Below are 17,981 nucleotides of genomic sequence, written 5' to 3'. Positions count from 1 at the left end.
GGACCCTCGCCGCTCAGGTAAGGCGCAATTCGGCCAGCTGGGCGCTCGGACGCGCTTCACGCGCCTTGGCCAGCTCGGGTGCGAAGCGCCTGGCCTTGCCTTCATTGGCAAATAGTTGGGACACGAAATGGCGCGTGCGGCCATTGGCGCCGATGGCGGCGCCGAGGCAGCGGTCGGCTTCGAGCAGGCAGGCGGCCAGGCGGCGCTTGGCCTCGTCGCGACCCAGAGTATTGATCAGGGTGGCCTTGCCGACGTCCTTCCCGCTGTCCTTGCCGGTCACGGCGCTGTCCTTGCCGTCCAGGAAGTCATCCTTGATCTGGAAGGCCTGGCCGGCCGCCAGCGCGAAGGCGCGCAACTGCTGCGCGACCTTGTCGTCGGCATGGCAGATGATGGCGGCCATGTCGACCGCCACGCCCAGCAGCAGGCCGGTCTTGAGTTCATTGGTGGTGGCGATGGCCTCGGGCGAACGCGCGCCGCCGTGCAGGTCTTCGAACTGGCCACGCACCAGGCCCTGGTCGCCGACCGTCTGGGCCAGGGTGGCGACCAGGCGCGCACGGGTGGCGGGAGCGATGTCCTGCGCCTGCGACAGCACCCCGAAAGCGCGGCTGAGCAGGGCGACCGAGGCAAGGATGGCGACGTCTTCGCCGAACTGGATATGGATGGCAGGCTTGCCGCGGCGCAAGCTGGCGTCGTCCATGCAGGGCAGGTCGTCCAGGATCAGCGATGCGGCGTGCACCATCTCGACCGCGCAGGCGACATCGATCAGGGCCGGAGACGAACAGCCGAGGTCGCGCGCAACCAGGATGAGCAGCAATGGCCGCATGCGCTTGCCGGCGCTGAGCGCGGAGACGCGCATCGCCCTGGATAGCTGGTCGGACGCGCCGTTCCCGGTCAATAATTGCTCGATTCGCTGGTCGACGGCGAGGCGCAGGGCCGCGATGTCATCGGTCTGCGGGCCATCGAACTGTTCCAGGCGAAGCCCGTCGTACCGCGGTGATGCTGTCGTCATGCGAGCCTCCATGGAATGTTGATGAACTTGATAATCATCATACCGGAGGTATTGTTAAAAAATACTCGGCCCAGCTCAATCGTGCGGTGGGTTTTGCTTGAAAAACATGCCGAAAAATTCATTACGGCAATTGTGGCGGGACAAAAACGGTTCGCCGCGCACCCGGTGGACGGGCGGTCGCGCCCGAATCGTTCAGTCTGGCTGCTGGTCCGGGAACAGGATCTTGAGGAAGGCGCGCACCACCGGCGCGTCGTCGAGCGCCGGATAGCTGATGTACAGGTTGGCCGACGGCGCGTGGGCATGGATCGGCAGGAAGCGCACGCCGGGCCAGCCGATGCGGCTGGTGGTTTCAGGCATCAGGGCCACGCCCAGGCCGGCGCCGACCATGGCCAGCAGCGTTTGCGGCTCGGCCGCCTCCTGGAAGATGGTCGGCTGGAAGCCGGCATTGACGCAGCACCCGATCAGGTAGCGCGGCTCGGCCGACTGGTCCAGGTGCAGGGTCAGCATCGGCTCGCCCGCGATCTCGGGCAGGGCGATCGACTCGCGCCCGGCCAGCGGGTGGCGTGCGTTGACCGCCACGCAGAACTGCTCCCTGAAGCACAGTTCCTGGCGCAGGTTGGCCTGCTTGAGCACATCCGATTCGATGCGCGGCTCACGCCAGAAGCCGACGTCGATCTGCTTGTTGCGCAGCGCTTCCCACTGGTCGTTCGGGCCCAGTTCGTGGATGGTCCAGGTCACGCGCGGAAACTGGCTCTGGAACTGCTCCAGCAGGCCGGGGATCGGCCCCCACATCGCCGAGCCGACGATGCCGACCCGCAGCCGCCCGACCTCGCCGCGGTCGATCTGGCGGATCGTGTCGATCGTCATGCGCATCTTGCCGAGCAGCTCGGCCGCCTCGACCATCAGCGCGCGCCCGGCCACCGTCAGTTCGAAGCTGCGCGTGGTGCGGGTGAACAGCTTCACACCCAGTTCGCTCTCGAGCTTCATGATCTGCTGCGAGAGCGGTGGCTGCGAGATGTGCAGGCGTTCGGCGGCGCGGCTGAAGCTTTTTTCTTCGGCCACCGCCAGGAAGTACTTCAGTTGTTTCAGGTCGATCGACATGGCGGCCCGGTCGTGTCAGGCGGCCTTGTGGTTCAGCGCCACGGCCAGGCGCGCCCCGACCAGGGCGTTGTGCTTGACCAGCGCGATATTGGTGGCCAGGCTGCGCCCGCCCGTCAGTTCCTTGATCCGGGCCAGCAGGAAGGGGGTGACCTGCTTGCCGGCCACGCCCTGGCTGTCGGCTTCGCTCAACGCCTGGGTAATGATGCTGTCGATTTCGTCCTGCGCCATCGCCTCGTCCGCGGGTACCGGGTTGCTGACCACCACGCCGCCTTTCAGGCCGAGCTGCCACTTGGTGCGGATGAAGGACGCCTGTTCTTCGGGCGTATCGAGCTGGAAGTCGGCCTGGTAGCCGCTGTCGCGCGTGAAGAAGGCGGGAAAGCCCGGCTGGCCGACGGAGAGCACCGGTACGCCATGGGTCTCGAGGTATTCGAGCGTCAGGCCAATGTCGAGGATCGACTTCACGCCGGCGCACACCACGGCCACGCTGGTATGCGCCAGCTCCTGGAGGTCGGCCGAGATGTCGAAGCTGGTTTGTGCGCCGCGGTGCACGCCGCCGATGCCGCCGGTGACGAAGACCTCGATGCCGGCCAGTTCGGCGCAGATCATGGTCGCGGCGACGGTGGTCGCGCCCAGGCGGCCCTGCGACAGCACGAAGGGCAGGTCGCGGCGGCTGACCTTGATGGCGTCGGGCGACGCGCCGAGGGTCTCGAGCTGGTCTTCCGAGAGGCCGACGCAGATCTTGCCTTTGATAATGGCGATGGTGGCCGGCACGGCGCCGGCGTCGCGGATGATTTGCTCGACTTCGCGCGCGGTGTGCACGTTCTGCGGGTAAGGCATGCCGTGCGAGATGATGGTCGATTCGAGGGCGACGATCGGCTTGCCGGCGGTGCGGGCGGCCGCCACTTCGGGCGAGAGCAGGAGGAAGGATTGCATGAGCGGGTCTCTACTTTTATTCAGTCGGTAACGATGTCGTGCACCGGGCTGTCGAACAGTCCCGGCGCCAGTTGCGGTGAAACGGTGTGCGCGCAGGCGATGGTCATGGCGGCCAGCGTCTGGCCGCGGCGGCAGGCCAGTTCCAGGTCTGGCTCGCCGTTGTACAGACTCCAGCAGACGGCGGCGGCGAAGGCGTCGCCGGCGCCGGTCACGTCGACGATGTCGGCGGGCAGGGCGGCCGCCGGCGCCTCCAGCAAGCGCGGGCCGCCGGCACGCGTAAACATGACGCCCTGGGCGCCGCGCGTGACGATCACGTCCTGCACGCCGTCGCGCTGCAGTTCGGCGCAGGCGGCGCCGATGTCGGTCTCGGTCGCAAGCGGGCGCCCCACGCGCGCCGCCAGTTCACCCAGGTTCAGGATCAGGAGGCGCAGACCATTCAGTTCGCGCGGCAGGCGCTCGATCTTCGGTTCGGAGACGGCGACGATCACCATCGGCACGCCATCGCGCCGGCTGCCTTCGAGCAGGGCGGCGACCGAGTCGCGCGGCAGGTTCAGGTCGGCCACGATCAGGGCGGCGCCGGCGCGCTGCTGCTCGCGGGTGGCGAAGAAGTCGGGGGTGAGCGCTTCGTTGATTTCCATGTCGGCCAACGCCACGCGCATGTCGCCGTCATGGTCGAGCACCGCGGTATAAGTGCCGCTGGCGGCGCCGTCCACGCGCAGCGCGCCGCGGGTGTCGATGCCGGTTTCGTCGGCGTACGAGAGCAGGGCGCGGCCGGACGCATCGCCGCCGACCGCCGTGACCAGCGCCGTGGGCGCGCCCAGGCGCGCCAGGTTCTCGGCGATGTTGCGCGCCACGCCGCCGAAGGATTCGGTCTGGCGCGCCGGGTTCGATGTGCCGAGGGCGAGCTTGCCCAGGGTGCGCAGCTTGCGGTCGAGATTGGCGGCGCCGATGCACAGGATCGGCCGGTGGTCGGGCAGCACATAGGCGCGGCCGAGGATGCGCCGCTCGCGCACCAGCGTCGCGATGTAATTGGCGACCGCGGAGCGCGACAGGCCCAGGTGGCCGGCGAGGTCTTGCTGCGAGATGAAGGGATTAGAACGGATCAGCTCGTATAACTGTTCTTTTTTCGGCATCGTGTTCGTGCGCCGTCAGGCGGATAAAACAAATGTACAATTATCCTAGACAATTGTTTTGGGGCTGTCAACGAATCTTTCACGTAGTGTAAGCACCTCTGCAGGTACCGCATGATTTATCCATAAAAGATATAAATCGGGAAGAAAAAGTGTATTTGCCATACATATCGGCATTCATGCATAGTTATAATATCTAGTTGTCCAAGTGCGCTGCGCGCGCGCGCCGGGCTCCTGCCTCTCTCATCCGCGATCCACTCCCAGCATTCAACAAGGAATATCATGTCCAGCAATACCCCATTCGAAGCCGCCGACATCATCCGCGCCCGCAAGCCAGATTTCGCGCCGCGTGTGGCGCTGATCCTCGGTTCCGGCCTGGGCGTGCTGGCCGAACAACTGGTGGATGCCGTGTCGATCAGCTACGCCGAGCTGCCGGGCTTCCCGATCAGCACCGTGCACGGCCACGCCGGCGAACTGGTGCTGGGCCTTCTGGCCGGCGTGCCGGTCGCCTGCATGAAGGGCCGCGGCCACTTCTACGAAGGCTACGGCCCTGGCGTGATGACCTCGGCGATCCGCACGCTCAAGCAGATCGGCTGCGAACTGCTGTTCGTGACCAACGCCGCCGGTTCGCTGCGCGTCGAAGCCGACGCCGGCAGCCTGGTCGCGATTACCGACCATATCAACTTCCTGCCGGGCAGCCCGATGGCAGGTCCGAACGACGAGCGCTTCGGCCCGCGCTTCTTCAGCATGTCGAATGCCTATGACGCCGAGACCCGCGAGCACGTGAAGGCGGTCGCCGCTGAGAAGGGCATCACGCTGCACGAAGGCGTGTACCTGGCCGCCGCCGGTCCGCACTTCGAGACGGTCGCCGAAATCCGCGCGTTCAAGACGCTGGGCGCCGATGTCGTGGGCATGTCGCTGATCCCGGAAGTGATCGCCGCTCGCCACTGCGGCCTGAAGGTCGCCGCCGTCTCGGCCATCACCAACCTGGCCGAAGGCCTGTCGCCGTTCGCGCTGTCGCACGAGCAGACCCTGAAGTACGCGGCGGTCGCGGCCAAGGACATGGTGACGCTGATCCACGCCTACATCGAGCGCGTCGGTTCGACCCCGCGCGCGGACGCTTAACTCCATCTGAAGAGCGAAGACCATGTCACGCGCATTCATCCTCCTGCTTGATTCCTTCGGCCTGGGCGCACTGCCCGACGCCGACAAATATGGCGACACGGGCGCCAACACCTTCGGCCACATCGCCGAGTGGGCCGCGCAAGAAGGCAAGCCGATGTCGCTGCCGAACCTCGAACGCCTGGGCCTGGCCGCCGCCGCGCACAAGGCCAGCGGCGCGTGGGCGCCCGGCTTCGACCAGCGCGAAGGCTTCACCGGCGCCTGGGGCGTCGCGCGCGAACAGTCGACCGGCAAGGACACCCAAAGCGGCCACTGGGAAATCGCCGGCGTGCCGGTGCTGTTCGACTGGGGTTATTTTCCAAAAACCGTTCCATCTTTCCCCCAAGCGCTCACCGACAAGCTGCAGGAGTTGACGGGCGTGCCGGGCTGGCTGGGCAACTGCCACGCCTCGGGCACCACCGTCATCAACGAGCTGGGCGACGAGCACGTCGCCACCGGCAAGCCGATCCTGTATACCTCGGCCGACTCGGTGCTGCAGATCGCGGCGCACGAGGAACACTTCGGCCTCGAGCGCCTGTATCAGGTCTGCGAAGCGGCCTACGAGCTGGTCAAGCCATATAACATCGGCCGTGTGATCGCGCGTCCTTTCGTGGGCGCCAACGGCGACTACAAGCGCACCGCGAACCGGCACGACTACGCCGTGCCGCCGATCGCACCGACGCTGCTCGACCACGTCAAGGATGCCGGCGGCGAGATGATCGCGCTGGGCAAGATCAGCGACATCTTCGCGGCCCAGGGCGTCACCCGCCTGGTCAAGGGCCCGGACAATATGGCGCTGTTCGACCGCCTGCTGGAAGTGGCGGATGAAGCGGGCGACAAATCGCTCACCTTCGTGAACTTCGTCGACTTCGACATGCACTTCGGCCACCGCCGCGACGTCGCCGGCTATGCGAACGCGCTGCACGAGCTGGACGCGCGCCTGCCCGAATTCATGGCCAAGCTCAAGGACGGCGACCTGGTCGTGATCACCGCCGACCACGGCTGCGACCCGACCGCGCCAGGCTCGGACCACACCCGCGAACACATCCCGATGATCTTCTTCGGGCCTGGCGTGCAGGCGCAGGAACTGCCGACCGCCGACACCTTCTCGAGCATCGGCGCCACCCTGGCCAAGCACCTCGGCGTCAAACCACTTTCGAACGGAACCGCACTGTTATGAGCCAGCCCCTGGATTTCAAACGTAATACCGGCATTGCGCTGGACCTGGGCCTGGTGGGCAGCGTCAAGGTCAACCGCAACGCGGCCGACCGCCGCGCCGCCAGCCTGGCCAACCGCCGCACGGTCAAGAAACAATACCAGGCCGCCTGGCTGGTCCGCGCCATCGAGTGCATGGACCTGACCACCCTGAGCGGCGACGATACCCCGGGCCGCGTCGAGCGCCTGTGCATGAAGGCCATGCGTCCGCTGCGCGCCGACCTGATGCAGGCCCTCGGCCTCGAGACCCTGTCGACCGGCGCCGTGTGCGTGTACCACGAGATGATCCAGCCGGCGGTGAAAGTGATCCAGGGCCGCCTGCCGATCGCCGCCGTGTCGACCGCTTTCCCGGCCGGCCTGTCGAGCATGGAAACCAAGCTGCGCGAGATCGAATTGTCGGTGGCCGCCGGCGCCACGGAGATCGACATCGTCATCACCCGCCAGCACGTGTTGACGGGGAACTGGCAGGCGCTGTACGACGAGATGGTGGCCTACCGCCAGGCCTGCGGCGAAGCGCACGTGAAGGCGATCCTCGCCACCGGCGACCTGGTCACCCTGGAAAACGTGGCCAAGGCTTCGATGGTGTGCATGATGGCCGGGGCGGATTTCATCAAGACCTCCACCGGCAAGGAAGGCGTCAACGCGACCATCCCGGTGTCGCTGGTGATGGTACGCGCGATCCGCGACTACCACGAGCAGACCGGCTTCCAGATCGGCTACAAGCCGGCCGGCGGCGTGTCGAGCGCGAAGTCGGCGCTGCAATACCTGACCGTGATGAAGGAAGAACTGGGCAATGACTGGCTGCAGCCGCACCTGTTCCGCATCGGCGCCTCCAGCCTGCTGACCGACATCGAGCGCCAGCTGGAGCACTACGTGACCGGGAACTACTCGGCCGCCCATCGCCACGCGCAACCATAACAACCGGACCCGTCATGCCAACAATCAAAGAGATTCTCAACACCATGGATTACGGTCCCGCACCTGAAAGCACCAAGGAAGCGCTCGCGTGGCTGGACCAGCACGGCCGCCGTTTCGGGCTGTTCATCGATAACGCCTGGAGCGACGCCGGCGAGACCTTCGCCACCAATAACCCTGCCGACGGCGCCGAGCTGGCGCAGGTCACGCAAGCGCTCGATGCCGACGTGGACCGCGCCGTCGCCGCCGCGCGCCGCGCGCAGCCGGGCTGGGTCGCCCTCGGCGGCCATGGCCGCGCAAAAATCATGTACGCGCTGGCGCGCCTGTTGCAAAAGCATGCGCGCCTGTTCGCCGTGCTCGAGACCCTCGACAACGGCAAGACCATTCGCGAAACCCGCGACGCCGACCTGCCGCTGGCCGCGCGCCATTTCTACCATCACGCCGGCTGGGCCCAGCTGCAGTCCGAGGAATTCGCCGACTACCGCGCCGTGGGCGTGGTCGGCCAGATCGTGCCGTGGAACTTCCCATTGTTGATGCTGGCGTGGAAAATCGCGCCGGCACTGGCCGCCGGCAATACCGTCGTGTTCAAGCCGGCCGAGTACACGCCGTTGACCGCGCTGCTGTTCGCCGAGATCTGCCAGCGTGCCGGCGTGCCGGCCGGCGTGGTCAATATCGTCACCGGCGATGGCCGCGTGGGCGAGGCGATCGTAAACCACCCCGGCATCGACAAGCTGGCCTTCACCGGCTCGACCGAAGTCGGCCGCCTGATCCGCAAGGCCACCGCAGGCAGCGGCAAGAAGCTGTCGCTGGAACTGGGCGGCAAGTCGCCGTTCATCGTGTTCGACGACGCCGACCTGGACGCGGCGGTCGAGGGGCTGGTCGATTCGATCTGGTTCAACCAGGGGCAGGTGTGCTGCGCCGGTTCGCGCCTGCTGGTGCAGGAATCGGTGTACGACCGCTTCATCGGCAAGGTCAAGGCGCGCATGCAGAACCTGCGCGTCGGCTCGCCGCTCGACAAGTCGAACGATATCGGCGCGCTGGTCGATCCGGTGCAGCAGCAGCGCATCCACGGCCTGGTCGAGTCGGCCCGCGCCGAAGGCTGCGAAGTGTGGCAGCCGGATGCCGAGCTGTCGGCGACCGGCTCGTGGTACCTGCCGACGCTGATCACCGGCGCCTCGACGTCAAACGCCGTGGCGCAGGCCGAGATCTTCGGGCCGGTGCTGGTGGCGATGAGCTTCCGCACCCCGCTCGAGGCGGTGCAACTGGCCAACAACACCGTGTACGGCCTGGCGGCCTGCGTGTGGAGCGAGTCGATCAGCCTGGCGCTGGACGTCGTCCCGCAGATCAAGGCCGGCGTGGTGTGGATCAACACCGCGAACCAGTTCGACGCCGCCTGCGGCTTTGGCGGCTACAAGGAATCGGGCTACGGCCGCGAAGGCGGTAAAGAGGGCATGTTCGAGTACCTGGTGCCGCTGGCCGAAGATGCGCGTCCTTCCGCTCCCGTGATGGCCGAGAAGGCCAAGGCCCAGCCAGCGCCGCAAGACAGCCCGTTCGCGGTCGACCGCACCGCCAAGCTGTACATCGGCGGCAAGCAGGCCCGCCCGGACGGCGCCTACAGCCGCGCCATCAACGGCGCCAATGGCGAGTTCCTGGCCGATATCGGCGAAGGCAGCCGCAAGGACATCCGCAACGCCGTCGAGGCGGCGCACAAGGCGGCCGGCTGGGCCAAGGCGACCGCGCACAACCGCGCGCAGGTGCTGTACTACATCGCCGAGAACCTGGCGATCCGCGCCGACGAATTCGCGCAGCGCATCGCCCAGCAGACCGGCTCGAAGGATGCGGCGCGCGAAGTGGCCGCCTCGATCGAGCGCCTGTTCTATTGGGCGGCGTGGGCCGACAAGTACGACGGTGCGGCGCACCAGCCGCCGATGCACGGCATCACCGTGGCGCTCAATGAGCCGGTCGGCGTGATCGGCATCGTGTGCCCGAACGAGAGCCCGCTGCTGGGCTTCATCTCGCTGGTCGCGCCGGCGCTGGCGCTGGGCAACCGGGTGGTGGCGGTGCCGTCGGAGCAGCATCCGCTGTCGGCGATCGACCTGTACCAGGTGCTCGATACCTCGGACCTGCCGGGAGGCGCGCTGAATATCGTCACCGGATCAAGCGATGAGCTGGCGCGTACGCTGGCGTCGCACGGCGACATCGATGCGGTGTGGCGCCATGACGGTTCGGCCGAGGGTTGCGCCGAAGTCGAGCGCTTATCAAGCGATTCGCTCAAGCGCACCTGGACCGGCGGCGCCCGTGGCCGCGACTGGTTCGATGTGAAGCAGGCCTGCGGCCGCGCGGTGCTGCAGCATGCGAGCCAGGTCAAGAATGTCTGGATTCCGTACGGCGTATAAGACACCGTAGCGTCGACCTACCGACAACCCGAAGCAAGGTCATTCCCGCGCATGCGGGAATCCAGGCCAGCCAGCATTGCGCTGACGCCCTGGATTCCCGCTTCCGCGGGAATGACGTTTTGAAGCTAACACCTGAAAGTAACGTTCATTATGTTCCTCCCCCAAGAAATCGTCCGCAAGAAGCGCGACGGCGGTGTCCTTTCCGCCGAAGAGATCCAGTTCTTCGTACGCGGCATCCCCGACGGCAGCGTGACCGAAGGCCAGATCGCGGCGTTCGCGATGGCGGTCTACTTCAAGGACATGACCATGGACGAGCGCGTCGCCTTCACGCTGGCGATGCGCGACTCGGGCCAGGTCATGGAGTGGAAATCCCTGAACCTCCCTGGTCCGGTGGTCGACAAGCATTCGACCGGCGGCGTCGGCGACGTGGTCTCGCTGATGCTGGGACCGATGATCGCGGCCTGCGGCGGCTTCGTGCCGATGATCTCGGGCCGCGGCCTGGGCCATACCGGCGGCACGCTCGACAAGTTCGATGCGATCCCGGGCTACAGCACCGTGCCCGACCCGGACACATTCCGCCAGGTGGTCAAGGACGTGGGCGTGGCCATCATCGGCCAGACCGCCCAGCTGGCGCCGGCCGACAAGCGCTTCTACAGCATCCGCGACACCACGGCGACCGTGGAATCGGTGGCCATGATTACCGGCTCGATCCTGTCGAAGAAGCTGTCGGCGGGCCTGGACGCGCTGGTGATGGACGTGAAGGTCGGCAGCGGCGCCTTCATGCCGACCCCGGAGAAATCGCTGGAGCTGGCCGAATCGATCGTCAACGTCGGCAACGGCGCCGGCACCCGTACCTCGGCCATCCTGACCGGCATGGACGAATCGCTGTGCCACGCGGCCGGCAACGCGGTCGAAGTGCGCGTCGCGATCGACTACCTGACCGGCAAGGCGCGCCCGGCGCGCCTGCACGCCGTGACGATGGCGCTGTGCGCCGAGATGCTGGTGATGTCCGGCCTGGCCTTGACCGATGACGAAGCTCACGCCAAGCTGCAGAGCGCGCTGGATTCGGGCGAAGCGGCCGAGCGTTTCGCGCGCATGGTGAGCGCCCTGGGCGGCCCGGCCGACCTGATGGACAAGCCGGATGCGTACCTGGAAACGGCGCCGGTCATCGTGCCGGCGCCAAGCGTGCAAGCAGGTTACGCGACGTCGGTCGACACCCGCGACCTGGGCCTGGCCGTGGTCGCGCTGGGCGGCGGCCGTGTGCGTCCGCAGGATGCGATCGACTTCGCCGTCGGCCTCACCGGCCTGGTCGAACTGGGCGACGAGATCGCCGTCGGCCAGCCGCTGGCGATGGTGCACGCGCGTACCCGACAAGCCGCCGAGCAGGCCATCCGCCAGGTGCAGGCCGCCTATCGGATCGGCGCCGGGAAACCGGCCGCGCAGCCGATGATCCACCGCACCATCCGTCCTTGAGAGTAGAAACATGAAATACACGAAACTGATCGACGAGGCGCGCGCCGCGCGCGAACTGGCTTACGCGCCGTATTCGCAATTCAAGGTGGGCGCGGCGCTCGAGTGCCGGGACGGCCGCATCTTTCGCGGCTGCAATGTGGAAAACGCCGCCTATGGCCTGTGCAACTGCGCCGAGCGCACCGCCTTCTTCAGCGCCATCGCCGCCGGCTACCAGCCGGGCGATTTCGCGGCGCTGGCCGTGATTGGCCAGACCGAGGGTCCGATCGCGCCCTGCGGCGCTTGCCGCCAGGTGATCCTGGAGCTCGGCGGCAACGCATTACCGGTGGTATTGACCAACCTGGAAGGCGCGCTGTTCGAGACCACCGCGGCGGCGCAACTGCCGAATGCTTTCGGCGGACGTGACCTGGGACATTGAACAGGCCTTGTGATCCGGGATTCGGCCACCACTGTGATGACATCCTTGCATGACCAACGTTGATTTGGAGGAAGCCATGAAGAAAGTCATCGTCCTGTTAAGTGGTCTCGTCATCGCGGCGAGCGCCGCGGCCCAGGCGGACAAGACCGGTTCGCATACCACCGAGGCAACGAGAACCGGCAATGTCGATCGGCAGATTCCGGCCAATACCGAGCGCGACAAACGCGAGAACCCGGCCGCCGAAGGGCCGGAAAGCGCGAATATCGTGGATCCTGATTTCCAGGGCAGCAGCAAGCAGGAAACCACGGCATCCGGCCTGGGCCAGCCGAAGAGGGAACGGGAACGGGCCCCGAACAAGACCCGGTCGGACACGCAAGACGTGGAAGACAAGACGAAACAATAGCGTTTCGCCATGGCGGCCCCGGCCGGGCCGCCATTGATCACCACATCAAGTCGTCAGGAATCTTGTAATCCGCGTAAGGATCGTCTTCTTCGACTTCCTGCACCTTCTTCTTGATCTGCACCACGATCGACGCGTCGCGCTGGGCGATCTTCTCGCCGATCACGCGCGGCACCAGCTCGAAGCTGCCGTTCATGTGGACGATCACCAGGCGGCCCGCCACCAGGTGCTCCACGATCTGGGCCGTCACGTGGATGCGCTCGATCTTGGTGCCGAAGGTAAAGTTATAGGGGACGTCGCCCTTGCCCTTGGATTGCTTGTTCTGCTGCACCAGCTGGGCGATCTGCGCCAGGATGGCCTTCTGGGCGGCGTCGGCGTCGCGCTGGGCGTTCAGCTCGCGCGCGCGCTCCGCATTCTTGCGCTGCATCTCGAGCGCGGCTTCACGCGACGCGTTGACTTTTTCCACGCCGGTGCGCAACACTTCCTTGTGTTGCTTGCTCTTGTCCTGGTTGACCTGCTTGACCTTCTTTTTGTCGACCAGGCCGGCTTTCAATAACTGCTCTTGCAGCGAGACCATGTTGTGCTTCCTTGAAATGATGAATGCCGCTCGCGGCGGAGCGGCGACCGTTCGCTAGCATAGCAAACTAGCCGCGCCCGGGCGAGCGTCAGGCCTGCCAGGGATCGTAGGTGCCGACCTGCCACACATGGCCTTCCGGGTCGCGGCAGGCAAAGGCGCGGCCGCCCTGCGGCACGTCATCGATCTTCATGAGGATCGTCGCGCCGCTCTCGACCACGCGCGAATAGACTTCGTCGGCATTGTCGACATGGATCCAGATGGTCTGCGTCTGCAGGCCGCCGGATCGCCCTGGGGTGGTCAGCAGTTGGCCGTAAGCATCGTCCGCCTGGCTGCCGATCATCACCATGCCGTCGCCCAGGGTAAGCTCGGCATGGCTGATCTCCGCGTTCCTGCCAGCTATGACCAGGCGTTGTTCAAAACCAAGATTTTTGCAAAGCCACTCCATGATGGCGGGAGTGTCGCGGTAGCGCAGGCAGGGAACAACGGTCGAGCTCATTGCAATCTCCTGTGAGTTGGGCCGCCTTCGATGGTAACGCAGGCCGGCTAGTCGCTTGAAATCTGGACAACTGAACCACAATATAAGGGATAGCCATACTTTGAACAGGAGCCCGCCATGAATCCGTCAGACGAAAAAACCTTGCAGGACTTCCTCGGCCAGCTCGTCGAGGCCAGGGGCGTCACGAAGGACCCCGATGCGAACGCGCTGATCCAGCGCGCCGTGGCCCAGCAGCCGGACGCGGCCTACCTGCTGGTGCAGCGCGCGCTACTGGTGGAGCAGGCGCTGGGCAATGCCAGGGCCCGTATCGCCGAACTCGAAAACCAGGGCGCCAAGGGCGGTGGGGGATTCCTCGACGCGAACCAATGGGGCAATTCCGCGCAGGGCGCGCCATCGAATCCGGTCCCGGGAGTCAAGCAGGGGGCCTACCAGCAAAACGGACCGACCGGGTCCGCAGCGCAGGCCCAGCCCGCGAAAGGGGGCGGCTTCCTGGGCGGCGCCGGCGGCGGCATGCTCGGCACGGTAGCGGCGACGGCGGCCGGCGTGGCCGCTGGCAGCTTCCTGTTCCATGGCATCGGCAACCTGCTGAGCAATGACGGGCAGGGCGCCTCGAACCATCTGCTGGCGGACAATGCCGCCGGGGGTGGCGCGGCCGAGGCGGCCGGCGGCGGGGCGTTGGCCGACCAGGCCGGCATCGGCGCCATCGACGAGCCGGGCGGCGCCGACGAGAGCCTGGCCGACAACAGTAACGAGGATAGCCTGGGCGGCTTCTTCGATGGCGACGGCTCCGATGAAGGGCTGTTCGGCTGATCCCGGGATCGGTGCATGCTCCTTGCAGGCAAGGATGACGGCGACTCGTCGACCTTCATGGAAGTGCAGCGGAAAACGCGTCAGGATGGCCGCCCCGGAACTATGCGGACCCCAGCAGCACACCCGCCGCGACCGACAGGATGACGACGCTCCACGATGGCGCCTTCCACCTTGCCAGCAGCAGGAAGAGCGCCAGCGCCACGCCGGCATCGCGCACGTCGCGCACGGCGCCTGTCCACACCGGATCGACCAGCGCGGCCCCAAGGATGCCGACCACGGCGGCATTGGCGCCCATCATCGCGTGGCGTGCGGCCGCGTGGCGGCGAAAATGGTCCCAGAACGGCAGCGTCCCGTAGACCAGCAGCAGGCCTGGCAGGAACAGCGCGAGCAGGGCGATCGCGGCGCCGGCCAGCGCACCGGCCGTCATGCCGGCTTGCGCGCCAAGGAAGGCGGCAAAGGCGAACAGGGGGCCGGGCAAGGCCTGGGCGAGCCCATAGCCGGCAAGGAAGGTCTGGTTTGGAATCCAGCCGGCGGCCACGGTCTCGGCTTGCAGCAAGGGCAGCACCACGTGGCCACCGCCGAACACCAGCGCGCCGCAGCGGTAGAAGGCATCGAACAGCGCCAATGGCGGATAGGCCGTGAGGCCAGCCAGCAGGGGCAGCCCGAGCAACAGGACGCCAGACAGCACGAGTGCGGCGACGCCGGCGGGGCGGCCGACCGGCATGGGAAATTCGGCGCTCGGCTGCACCAGGGGGTTCCCGCATAGCCAGTATCCGGCATATGCGCCAGTGGCGATAGCGGCCAGCTGTCCGGCCGGCCCATCGACCAGCACGACGACCGCAACGGCGGCGAGCGCGATCGCGATGCGCTGGCGGTCGGGCGTGAGCATGCGCGCCATCCCCCACACCGCCTGCGCCACCACGGCCACCGCGACCAGCTTGAGCCCATGCACGACGCCCGCTGCCAGTGGCCCGGCGAGGTTCGCGGTCCCCAGCGCGAAAGCGAACATCAGCAGCGCCGAAGGCAGCGTGAATCCAAGCCAGGCCGCCAGCCCGCCGGGCAGCCCCCCGCCGCGCAGGACGCCGAGCGCAAAGCCGACCTGGCTCGACGCCGGTCCGGGCAGGAACTGGCACAGCGCAACGAGGTCGCCGTAGCGCGCATCGTCCAGCCACCGGCGACGCAGGACGAACTCGTTGCGGTAGTAGCCGAGATGGGCGACCGGGCCGCCGAACGACGTCAGGCCGAGCTTCAGGAAGATCCAGAAGATGGACCAGATGGGCAGTGTGGCGGCGGTAGCAGTGGCTTGGGGCGGCATGGCGTGGACCGTGGACAAGACCGGTCGAGCATAGCAGTAATCAGGCCCACGTTAGAATGTCGCGTCCCAGTCATCCAGCGAACCACCATGCCGCTTGCATCCTACCTCGACGCCCGCCCGCAACTTGCCGATGGCGTCTATCTCCATGAATCGGCCCAGGTCATCGGCAACGTCCGCATCGGCGCCGATTCCTCGGTCTGGTGCAACGCCGTGCTGCGCGGCGACGTCAACGACATCGTGATCGGCCGCTGCACCAATATCCAGGACCTGGCGATGGGCCACGTCGCCCATCGCACGCCCCACAAGCCGCAGGGGTCGCCCCTGGTCATCGGCGACCATGTCACGGTCGGCCATTCGGTCATCCTGCACGGCTGCCGCATCGGCAACGACTGCCTGATCGGCATGGGCAGCATCGTGATGGACGATGTGGTGATCGACGACCTGGTGATGCTCGGCGCCGGCAGCCTGGTGGCGCCTGGCAAGCGGCTGGAAAGCGGATTCCTGTACATGGGCCGGCCGGCCGGGAAGGTGCGGCCGCTGACGGACGCCGAGAAGACCTGGCTGCGCTACTCGGCCGAGCACTACGTGCGGGTCAAGGACAACTACCTGAATCCACCACCGACGGCGGCCACCGGACAGCCCTGACGCACGTCACATCTGCTGGAACAGCGCCCCGTGGTTGCGGCTCACTTCCAGCTCTTCGGGATAGCCGCGCAGGCTGAGCATCTGGCGGCCGCGCAAGTCGCGCCTAACTTCGGCGATCGCGTCCACGCGCACCAGGGTCGAGCGGTGGATGCGCCAGAACTCGTCCGGGTCCAGCTCTTCTTCCAGTTCCTTGAGCGTCTTGCGGATCAGGTGCTGGGCAGTGGCCGTTTGCACCCGCGTGTACTTGTCGTCCGACTGGAAGAACAACACTTCGCGCGTGCTCACCATGCGCAGGCTGGCGCCGGATTGGGCCTGTATCCAGCGCAGGTAAGCCGGCTTGGCGGAGGGCGCACCGTTCTGCATCAGCAGCTGGTCGCCCAGCTGGGCAAGCCGCGCCAGTTGCGCGCCGATGTCCTGCGGCTTCTGTTCAAGCTGGCGGCGCAGGCGCGCCACCGTTGTTTCCAGGCGCGCCAGCGTGACGGGCTTGAGCAGGTAGTCGATGGCGCCCTGTTCGAAGGCCTCGACCGCATACTGGTCGTAGGCGGTGGCGAACACGATGTGGCAACGTTCATACATCTGGCGCGCCGCGTCGATGCCACCCATGCCCGGCATGCGGATGTCGAGGAAGGCGATGTCCGGCTTGTGTTCCAGGCCGAGGGCTACCGCCTCGACGCCGTTGGCCGCTTCGGCCAGGATGCGCAATTCGGGCCAGGCTTCTTGCAGGCGGGCGCGCAGCTGGTCGCGCAGGGCCGCTTCGTCGTCGGCGATCAGGGCCGTCGGGCGGGCGGCCGCCATCAGCCGTCTTCCGTCATGCGGTAGGGCAGGCGGATCGACACGCAGGCGCCGCCGCCCACCGGCGTTTCGATCACCAGTTCCGCATCCTTGCCGTACAACAGGGCCAGGCGTTCGCGGATATTCGCCAGGCCGACGCCGTTGCCGGCATGCAGGTTGAAGCCGACGCCGTCGTCGCGCACGTCGACATGCAGGGTGGCTCCCTCGACCCGCGAACGCACGACGATGGTGCCGCCGGCGACCTTCGGTTCCAGGCCGTGCTTGATCGAATTCTCGATCAGGGTCTGCAGCATCATCGGCGGGAACGGCGCGCTGCCGAGGAAGTCGGGCACCTCGAAGCGTACCGCCAACCGCTCCTTCATGCGCGCCTGCATGATGGACAGGTAGGCGCGCGACAGCTCGACCTGCTTGCCCAGGGTCCCGCCCGTTCCCTTGGCGCTGCGCATCTGCGGCAGCGAGGCGCGCAGGTATTCGATCAGGTGGCTGTGGACGCGCGCGGCTTCCTTCGCGTCGGTCTCGATCAGCTGGCCGATCAGGGCCAGGGTATTGAACAGGAAGTGCGGCTCGACCTGGGCCTGGAGCGTGGCCATCTGCGCCTCGGTCAGCCGTCGCTCGAGGTTGGCGACGTCGGCCTTGGTCGAGGCGTCGCGCGCCAGCAGCTCGGCGCGGCGCTTGCCGCCGGCCAGCACCTTGACGCCGAACGAGATCAGGATGAACCAGATCGCCGGCTCCGTCAGCTTGAGGAACATGCCCGTGACGAATACCAGGAACCAGACCAGGTAGAGCTGGCGCCACTCGATCAGGGCGAGCCAGTCGAAGAAGCGCCACCACAGGGCGCCCGCTTCGCGCAAGGCGTCGCGGACGAAGTCGAGCGCGCGGTTGATCTGGGCTGCGGCCATGGTGTTTACTCTTGCGTGTAATGCCTGATACGGCGCGGCTCACGGCCAAAGATGGCGATGGCGAGGAATTTGAGCAGCAGCAGGCCGACGAACAGCGCCAGCACGATCGGCACGATGGTGATCAGGGCGGCCAGCACGATTGCGATCACCAGCAGCACCGGCCACGGCATGCGGCGCAGCGAACGCGCGCTGGACTTGGCCAGGCGCCAGGTGGTGCGGCCGGCGACTTCCATATTGCGCAGGATCGACTGGAAGCGGCTGGTAGGCGTATGAATGGTTTTCATGCGAGCAAGTCCTTT

Annotated in this window: 19 protein-coding genes; 9 read left to right on the top strand and 10 right to left on the bottom strand. The window is 66.7% G+C overall.

Translation table 11 applies throughout. The features are described from left to right. Positions 1–13: 13 nt before the first annotated feature. The 4 genes from AC56KW_RS06450 to AC56KW_RS06435 all read right to left on the bottom strand — a co-directional run bounded on the left by AC56KW_RS06450 (position 14) and on the right by AC56KW_RS06435 (position 4,176). Positions 14–1,009: a polyprenyl synthetase family protein gene (locus AC56KW_RS06450; protein ID WP_497169915.1), complete on the bottom strand. Its 996-nt coding sequence runs from the start codon at positions 1,007–1,009 to the stop codon at positions 14–16. A gap of 192 nt (positions 1,010–1,201) precedes the next feature. Further along, positions 1,202–2,110, bottom strand: coding sequence for a LysR family transcriptional regulator (locus tag AC56KW_RS06445; protein WP_497169914.1), 909 nt, complete (start codon positions 2,108–2,110; stop codon positions 1,202–1,204). A gap of 15 nt (positions 2,111–2,125) precedes the next feature. Beyond that, positions 2,126–3,043: a pseudouridine-5'-phosphate glycosidase gene (locus tag AC56KW_RS06440; RefSeq protein ID WP_497169913.1), complete on the bottom strand. Its 918-nt coding sequence runs from the start codon at positions 3,041–3,043 to the stop codon at positions 2,126–2,128. Between the two features lie 20 nt (positions 3,044–3,063). Beyond that, positions 3,064–4,176 carry a carbohydrate kinase gene (locus AC56KW_RS06435; RefSeq protein WP_497169912.1) on the bottom strand — a complete coding sequence of 371 codons (1,113 nt, stop codon included), beginning with the start codon at positions 4,174–4,176 and terminating at the stop codon, positions 3,064–3,066. A gap of 279 nt (positions 4,177–4,455) precedes the next feature. Here AC56KW_RS06435 and xapA point away from each other — a divergent pair, with 279 nt between their 5' ends. The 7 genes from xapA to AC56KW_RS06400 all read left to right on the top strand — a co-directional run bounded on the left by xapA (position 4,456) and on the right by AC56KW_RS06400 (position 12,151). After that, positions 4,456–5,298, top strand: coding sequence for a xanthosine phosphorylase (xapA, locus tag AC56KW_RS06430; RefSeq protein ID WP_497169911.1), 843 nt, complete (start codon positions 4,456–4,458; stop codon positions 5,296–5,298). A gap of 22 nt (positions 5,299–5,320) precedes the next feature. Then, a complete protein-coding gene (locus AC56KW_RS06425) occupies positions 5,321–6,514 on the top strand; it encodes a phosphopentomutase (protein WP_497169910.1) in 1,194 nt (397 codons plus the stop codon). Further along, positions 6,511–7,467 (top strand): deoxyribose-phosphate aldolase, encoded by a 957-nt coding sequence (gene deoC, locus AC56KW_RS06420; RefSeq protein WP_497169909.1) that lies wholly within the window; start codon positions 6,511–6,513, stop codon positions 7,465–7,467. Before AC56KW_RS06425 ends, deoC begins: the two co-directional genes overlap by 4 nt. A 14-nt stretch (positions 7,468–7,481) precedes the next feature. Further along, positions 7,482–9,860 carry an aldehyde dehydrogenase family protein gene (locus AC56KW_RS06415; protein WP_497169908.1) on the top strand — a complete coding sequence of 793 codons (2,379 nt, stop codon included), beginning with the start codon at positions 7,482–7,484 and terminating at the stop codon, positions 9,858–9,860. A 150-nt stretch (positions 9,861–10,010) separates the two neighbouring features. Beyond that, positions 10,011–11,333: a thymidine phosphorylase gene (gene deoA / locus AC56KW_RS06410; RefSeq protein WP_497169907.1), complete on the top strand. Its 1,323-nt coding sequence runs from the start codon at positions 10,011–10,013 to the stop codon at positions 11,331–11,333. 10 nt (positions 11,334–11,343) lie between these two features. Then, the gene (locus tag AC56KW_RS06405; protein ID WP_497169906.1) at positions 11,344–11,748 is read left to right on the top strand and encodes a cytidine deaminase; all 405 of its coding nucleotides are present in this window, start codon (positions 11,344–11,346) and stop codon (positions 11,746–11,748) included. A 76-nt stretch (positions 11,749–11,824) separates the two neighbouring features. Next, a complete protein-coding gene (locus tag AC56KW_RS06400; RefSeq protein WP_497169905.1) occupies positions 11,825–12,151 on the top strand; it encodes a hypothetical protein in 327 nt (108 codons plus the stop codon). Positions 12,152–12,188: 37 nt separating this feature from the next. On the opposite strand, the gene AC56KW_RS06395 is transcribed toward AC56KW_RS06400, so the two are convergent. Continuing rightward, positions 12,189–12,725: a DUF2058 domain-containing protein gene (locus AC56KW_RS06395; RefSeq protein ID WP_497169904.1), complete on the bottom strand. Its 537-nt coding sequence runs from the start codon at positions 12,723–12,725 to the stop codon at positions 12,189–12,191. An 88-nt stretch (positions 12,726–12,813) separates the two neighbouring features. Then, the gene (locus AC56KW_RS06390) at positions 12,814–13,221 is read right to left on the bottom strand and encodes a VOC family protein (RefSeq protein WP_497169903.1); all 408 of its coding nucleotides are present in this window, start codon (positions 13,219–13,221) and stop codon (positions 12,814–12,816) included. 117 nt (positions 13,222–13,338) lie between these two features. On the opposite strand from AC56KW_RS06390, the gene AC56KW_RS06385 reads away from it, so the two are divergent. Continuing rightward, complete coding sequence (locus AC56KW_RS06385; RefSeq protein WP_497169902.1) at positions 13,339–14,031, top strand: DUF2076 domain-containing protein; 693 nt, start codon at positions 13,339–13,341, stop codon at positions 14,029–14,031. A gap of 100 nt (positions 14,032–14,131) precedes the next feature. Here AC56KW_RS06385 and chrA read toward each other — a convergent pair whose 3' ends face one another. Continuing rightward, complete coding sequence (chrA, locus tag AC56KW_RS06380) at positions 14,132–15,346, bottom strand: chromate efflux transporter (RefSeq protein WP_497169901.1); 1,215 nt, start codon at positions 15,344–15,346, stop codon at positions 14,132–14,134. Between the two features lie 87 nt (positions 15,347–15,433). Between chrA and AC56KW_RS06375 the strand changes: the two genes are divergently transcribed. Further along, positions 15,434–15,991 (top strand): gamma carbonic anhydrase family protein, encoded by a 558-nt coding sequence (locus tag AC56KW_RS06375; protein ID WP_497169900.1) that lies wholly within the window; start codon positions 15,434–15,436, stop codon positions 15,989–15,991. Between the two features lie 6 nt (positions 15,992–15,997). Here the strand turns inward: AC56KW_RS06375 and AC56KW_RS06370 are convergent, their stop codons facing one another. From AC56KW_RS06370 to AC56KW_RS06360, 3 genes are read right to left on the bottom strand one after another with little or no spacing between them, the layout of a single operon-like run. Continuing rightward, complete coding sequence (locus tag AC56KW_RS06370; protein WP_497169899.1) at positions 15,998–16,786, bottom strand: LytR/AlgR family response regulator transcription factor; 789 nt, start codon at positions 16,784–16,786, stop codon at positions 15,998–16,000. After that, the gene (locus AC56KW_RS06365; RefSeq protein ID WP_497169898.1) at positions 16,786–17,682 is read right to left on the bottom strand and encodes a sensor histidine kinase; all 897 of its coding nucleotides are present in this window, start codon (positions 17,680–17,682) and stop codon (positions 16,786–16,788) included. The genes AC56KW_RS06370 and AC56KW_RS06365 overlap by 1 nt, the downstream gene beginning before the upstream one ends. A gap of 5 nt (positions 17,683–17,687) precedes the next feature. Beyond that, the gene (locus tag AC56KW_RS06360) at positions 17,688–17,966 is read right to left on the bottom strand and encodes a hypothetical protein (protein WP_497169897.1); all 279 of its coding nucleotides are present in this window, start codon (positions 17,964–17,966) and stop codon (positions 17,688–17,690) included. Positions 17,967–17,981: the final 15 nt, after the last annotated feature.

The organism is Telluria sp. RT2P19, from assembly GCF_059685725.1.
This window is presented reverse-complemented; position numbering and strand designations above follow the sequence as displayed.

Excerpts from the sequence above, each read along its gene's own strand:
- AC56KW_RS06425 (WP_497169910.1), top strand. The coding sequence starts at position 5,321 with ATGTCACGCGCATTCATCCTCCTGCTTGATTCCTTCGGCCTGGGCGCA.
- xapA (WP_497169911.1), top strand. The coding sequence starts at position 4,456 with ATGTCCAGCAATACCCCATTCGAAGCCGCCGACATCATCCGCGCCCGC.
- AC56KW_RS06385 (WP_497169902.1), top strand. The coding sequence starts at position 13,339 with ATGAATCCGTCAGACGAAAAAACCTTGCAGGACTTCCTCGGCCAGCTC.
- AC56KW_RS06400 (WP_497169905.1), top strand. The coding sequence starts at position 11,825 with ATGAAGAAAGTCATCGTCCTGTTAAGTGGTCTCGTCATCGCGGCGAGC.
- AC56KW_RS06450 (WP_497169915.1), bottom strand. The coding sequence starts at position 1,009 with ATGACGACAGCATCACCGCGGTACGACGGGCTTCGCCTGGAACAGTTC.
- chrA (WP_497169901.1), bottom strand. The coding sequence starts at position 15,346 with ATGCCGCCCCAAGCCACTGCTACCGCCGCCACACTGCCCATCTGGTCC.
- AC56KW_RS06365 (WP_497169898.1), bottom strand. The coding sequence starts at position 17,682 with ATGGCCGCAGCCCAGATCAACCGCGCGCTCGACTTCGTCCGCGACGCC.
- AC56KW_RS06375 (WP_497169900.1), top strand. The coding sequence starts at position 15,434 with ATGCCGCTTGCATCCTACCTCGACGCCCGCCCGCAACTTGCCGATGGC.
- AC56KW_RS06370 (WP_497169899.1), bottom strand. The coding sequence starts at position 16,786 with ATGGCGGCCGCCCGCCCGACGGCCCTGATCGCCGACGACGAAGCGGCC.
- AC56KW_RS06395 (WP_497169904.1), bottom strand. The coding sequence starts at position 12,725 with ATGGTCTCGCTGCAAGAGCAGTTATTGAAAGCCGGCCTGGTCGACAAA.
- AC56KW_RS06440 (WP_497169913.1), bottom strand. The coding sequence starts at position 3,043 with ATGCAATCCTTCCTCCTGCTCTCGCCCGAAGTGGCGGCCGCCCGCACC.
- AC56KW_RS06415 (WP_497169908.1), top strand. The coding sequence starts at position 7,482 with ATGCCAACAATCAAAGAGATTCTCAACACCATGGATTACGGTCCCGCA.
- AC56KW_RS06435 (WP_497169912.1), bottom strand. The coding sequence starts at position 4,176 with ATGCCGAAAAAAGAACAGTTATACGAGCTGATCCGTTCTAATCCCTTC.
- AC56KW_RS06360 (WP_497169897.1), bottom strand. The coding sequence starts at position 17,966 with ATGAAAACCATTCATACGCCTACCAGCCGCTTCCAGTCGATCCTGCGC.
- deoA (WP_497169907.1), top strand. The coding sequence starts at position 10,011 with ATGTTCCTCCCCCAAGAAATCGTCCGCAAGAAGCGCGACGGCGGTGTC.
- AC56KW_RS06405 (WP_497169906.1), top strand. The coding sequence starts at position 11,344 with ATGAAATACACGAAACTGATCGACGAGGCGCGCGCCGCGCGCGAACTG.
- AC56KW_RS06445 (WP_497169914.1), bottom strand. The coding sequence starts at position 2,110 with ATGTCGATCGACCTGAAACAACTGAAGTACTTCCTGGCGGTGGCCGAA.
- deoC (WP_497169909.1), top strand. The coding sequence starts at position 6,511 with ATGAGCCAGCCCCTGGATTTCAAACGTAATACCGGCATTGCGCTGGAC.
- AC56KW_RS06390 (WP_497169903.1), bottom strand. The coding sequence starts at position 13,221 with ATGAGCTCGACCGTTGTTCCCTGCCTGCGCTACCGCGACACTCCCGCC.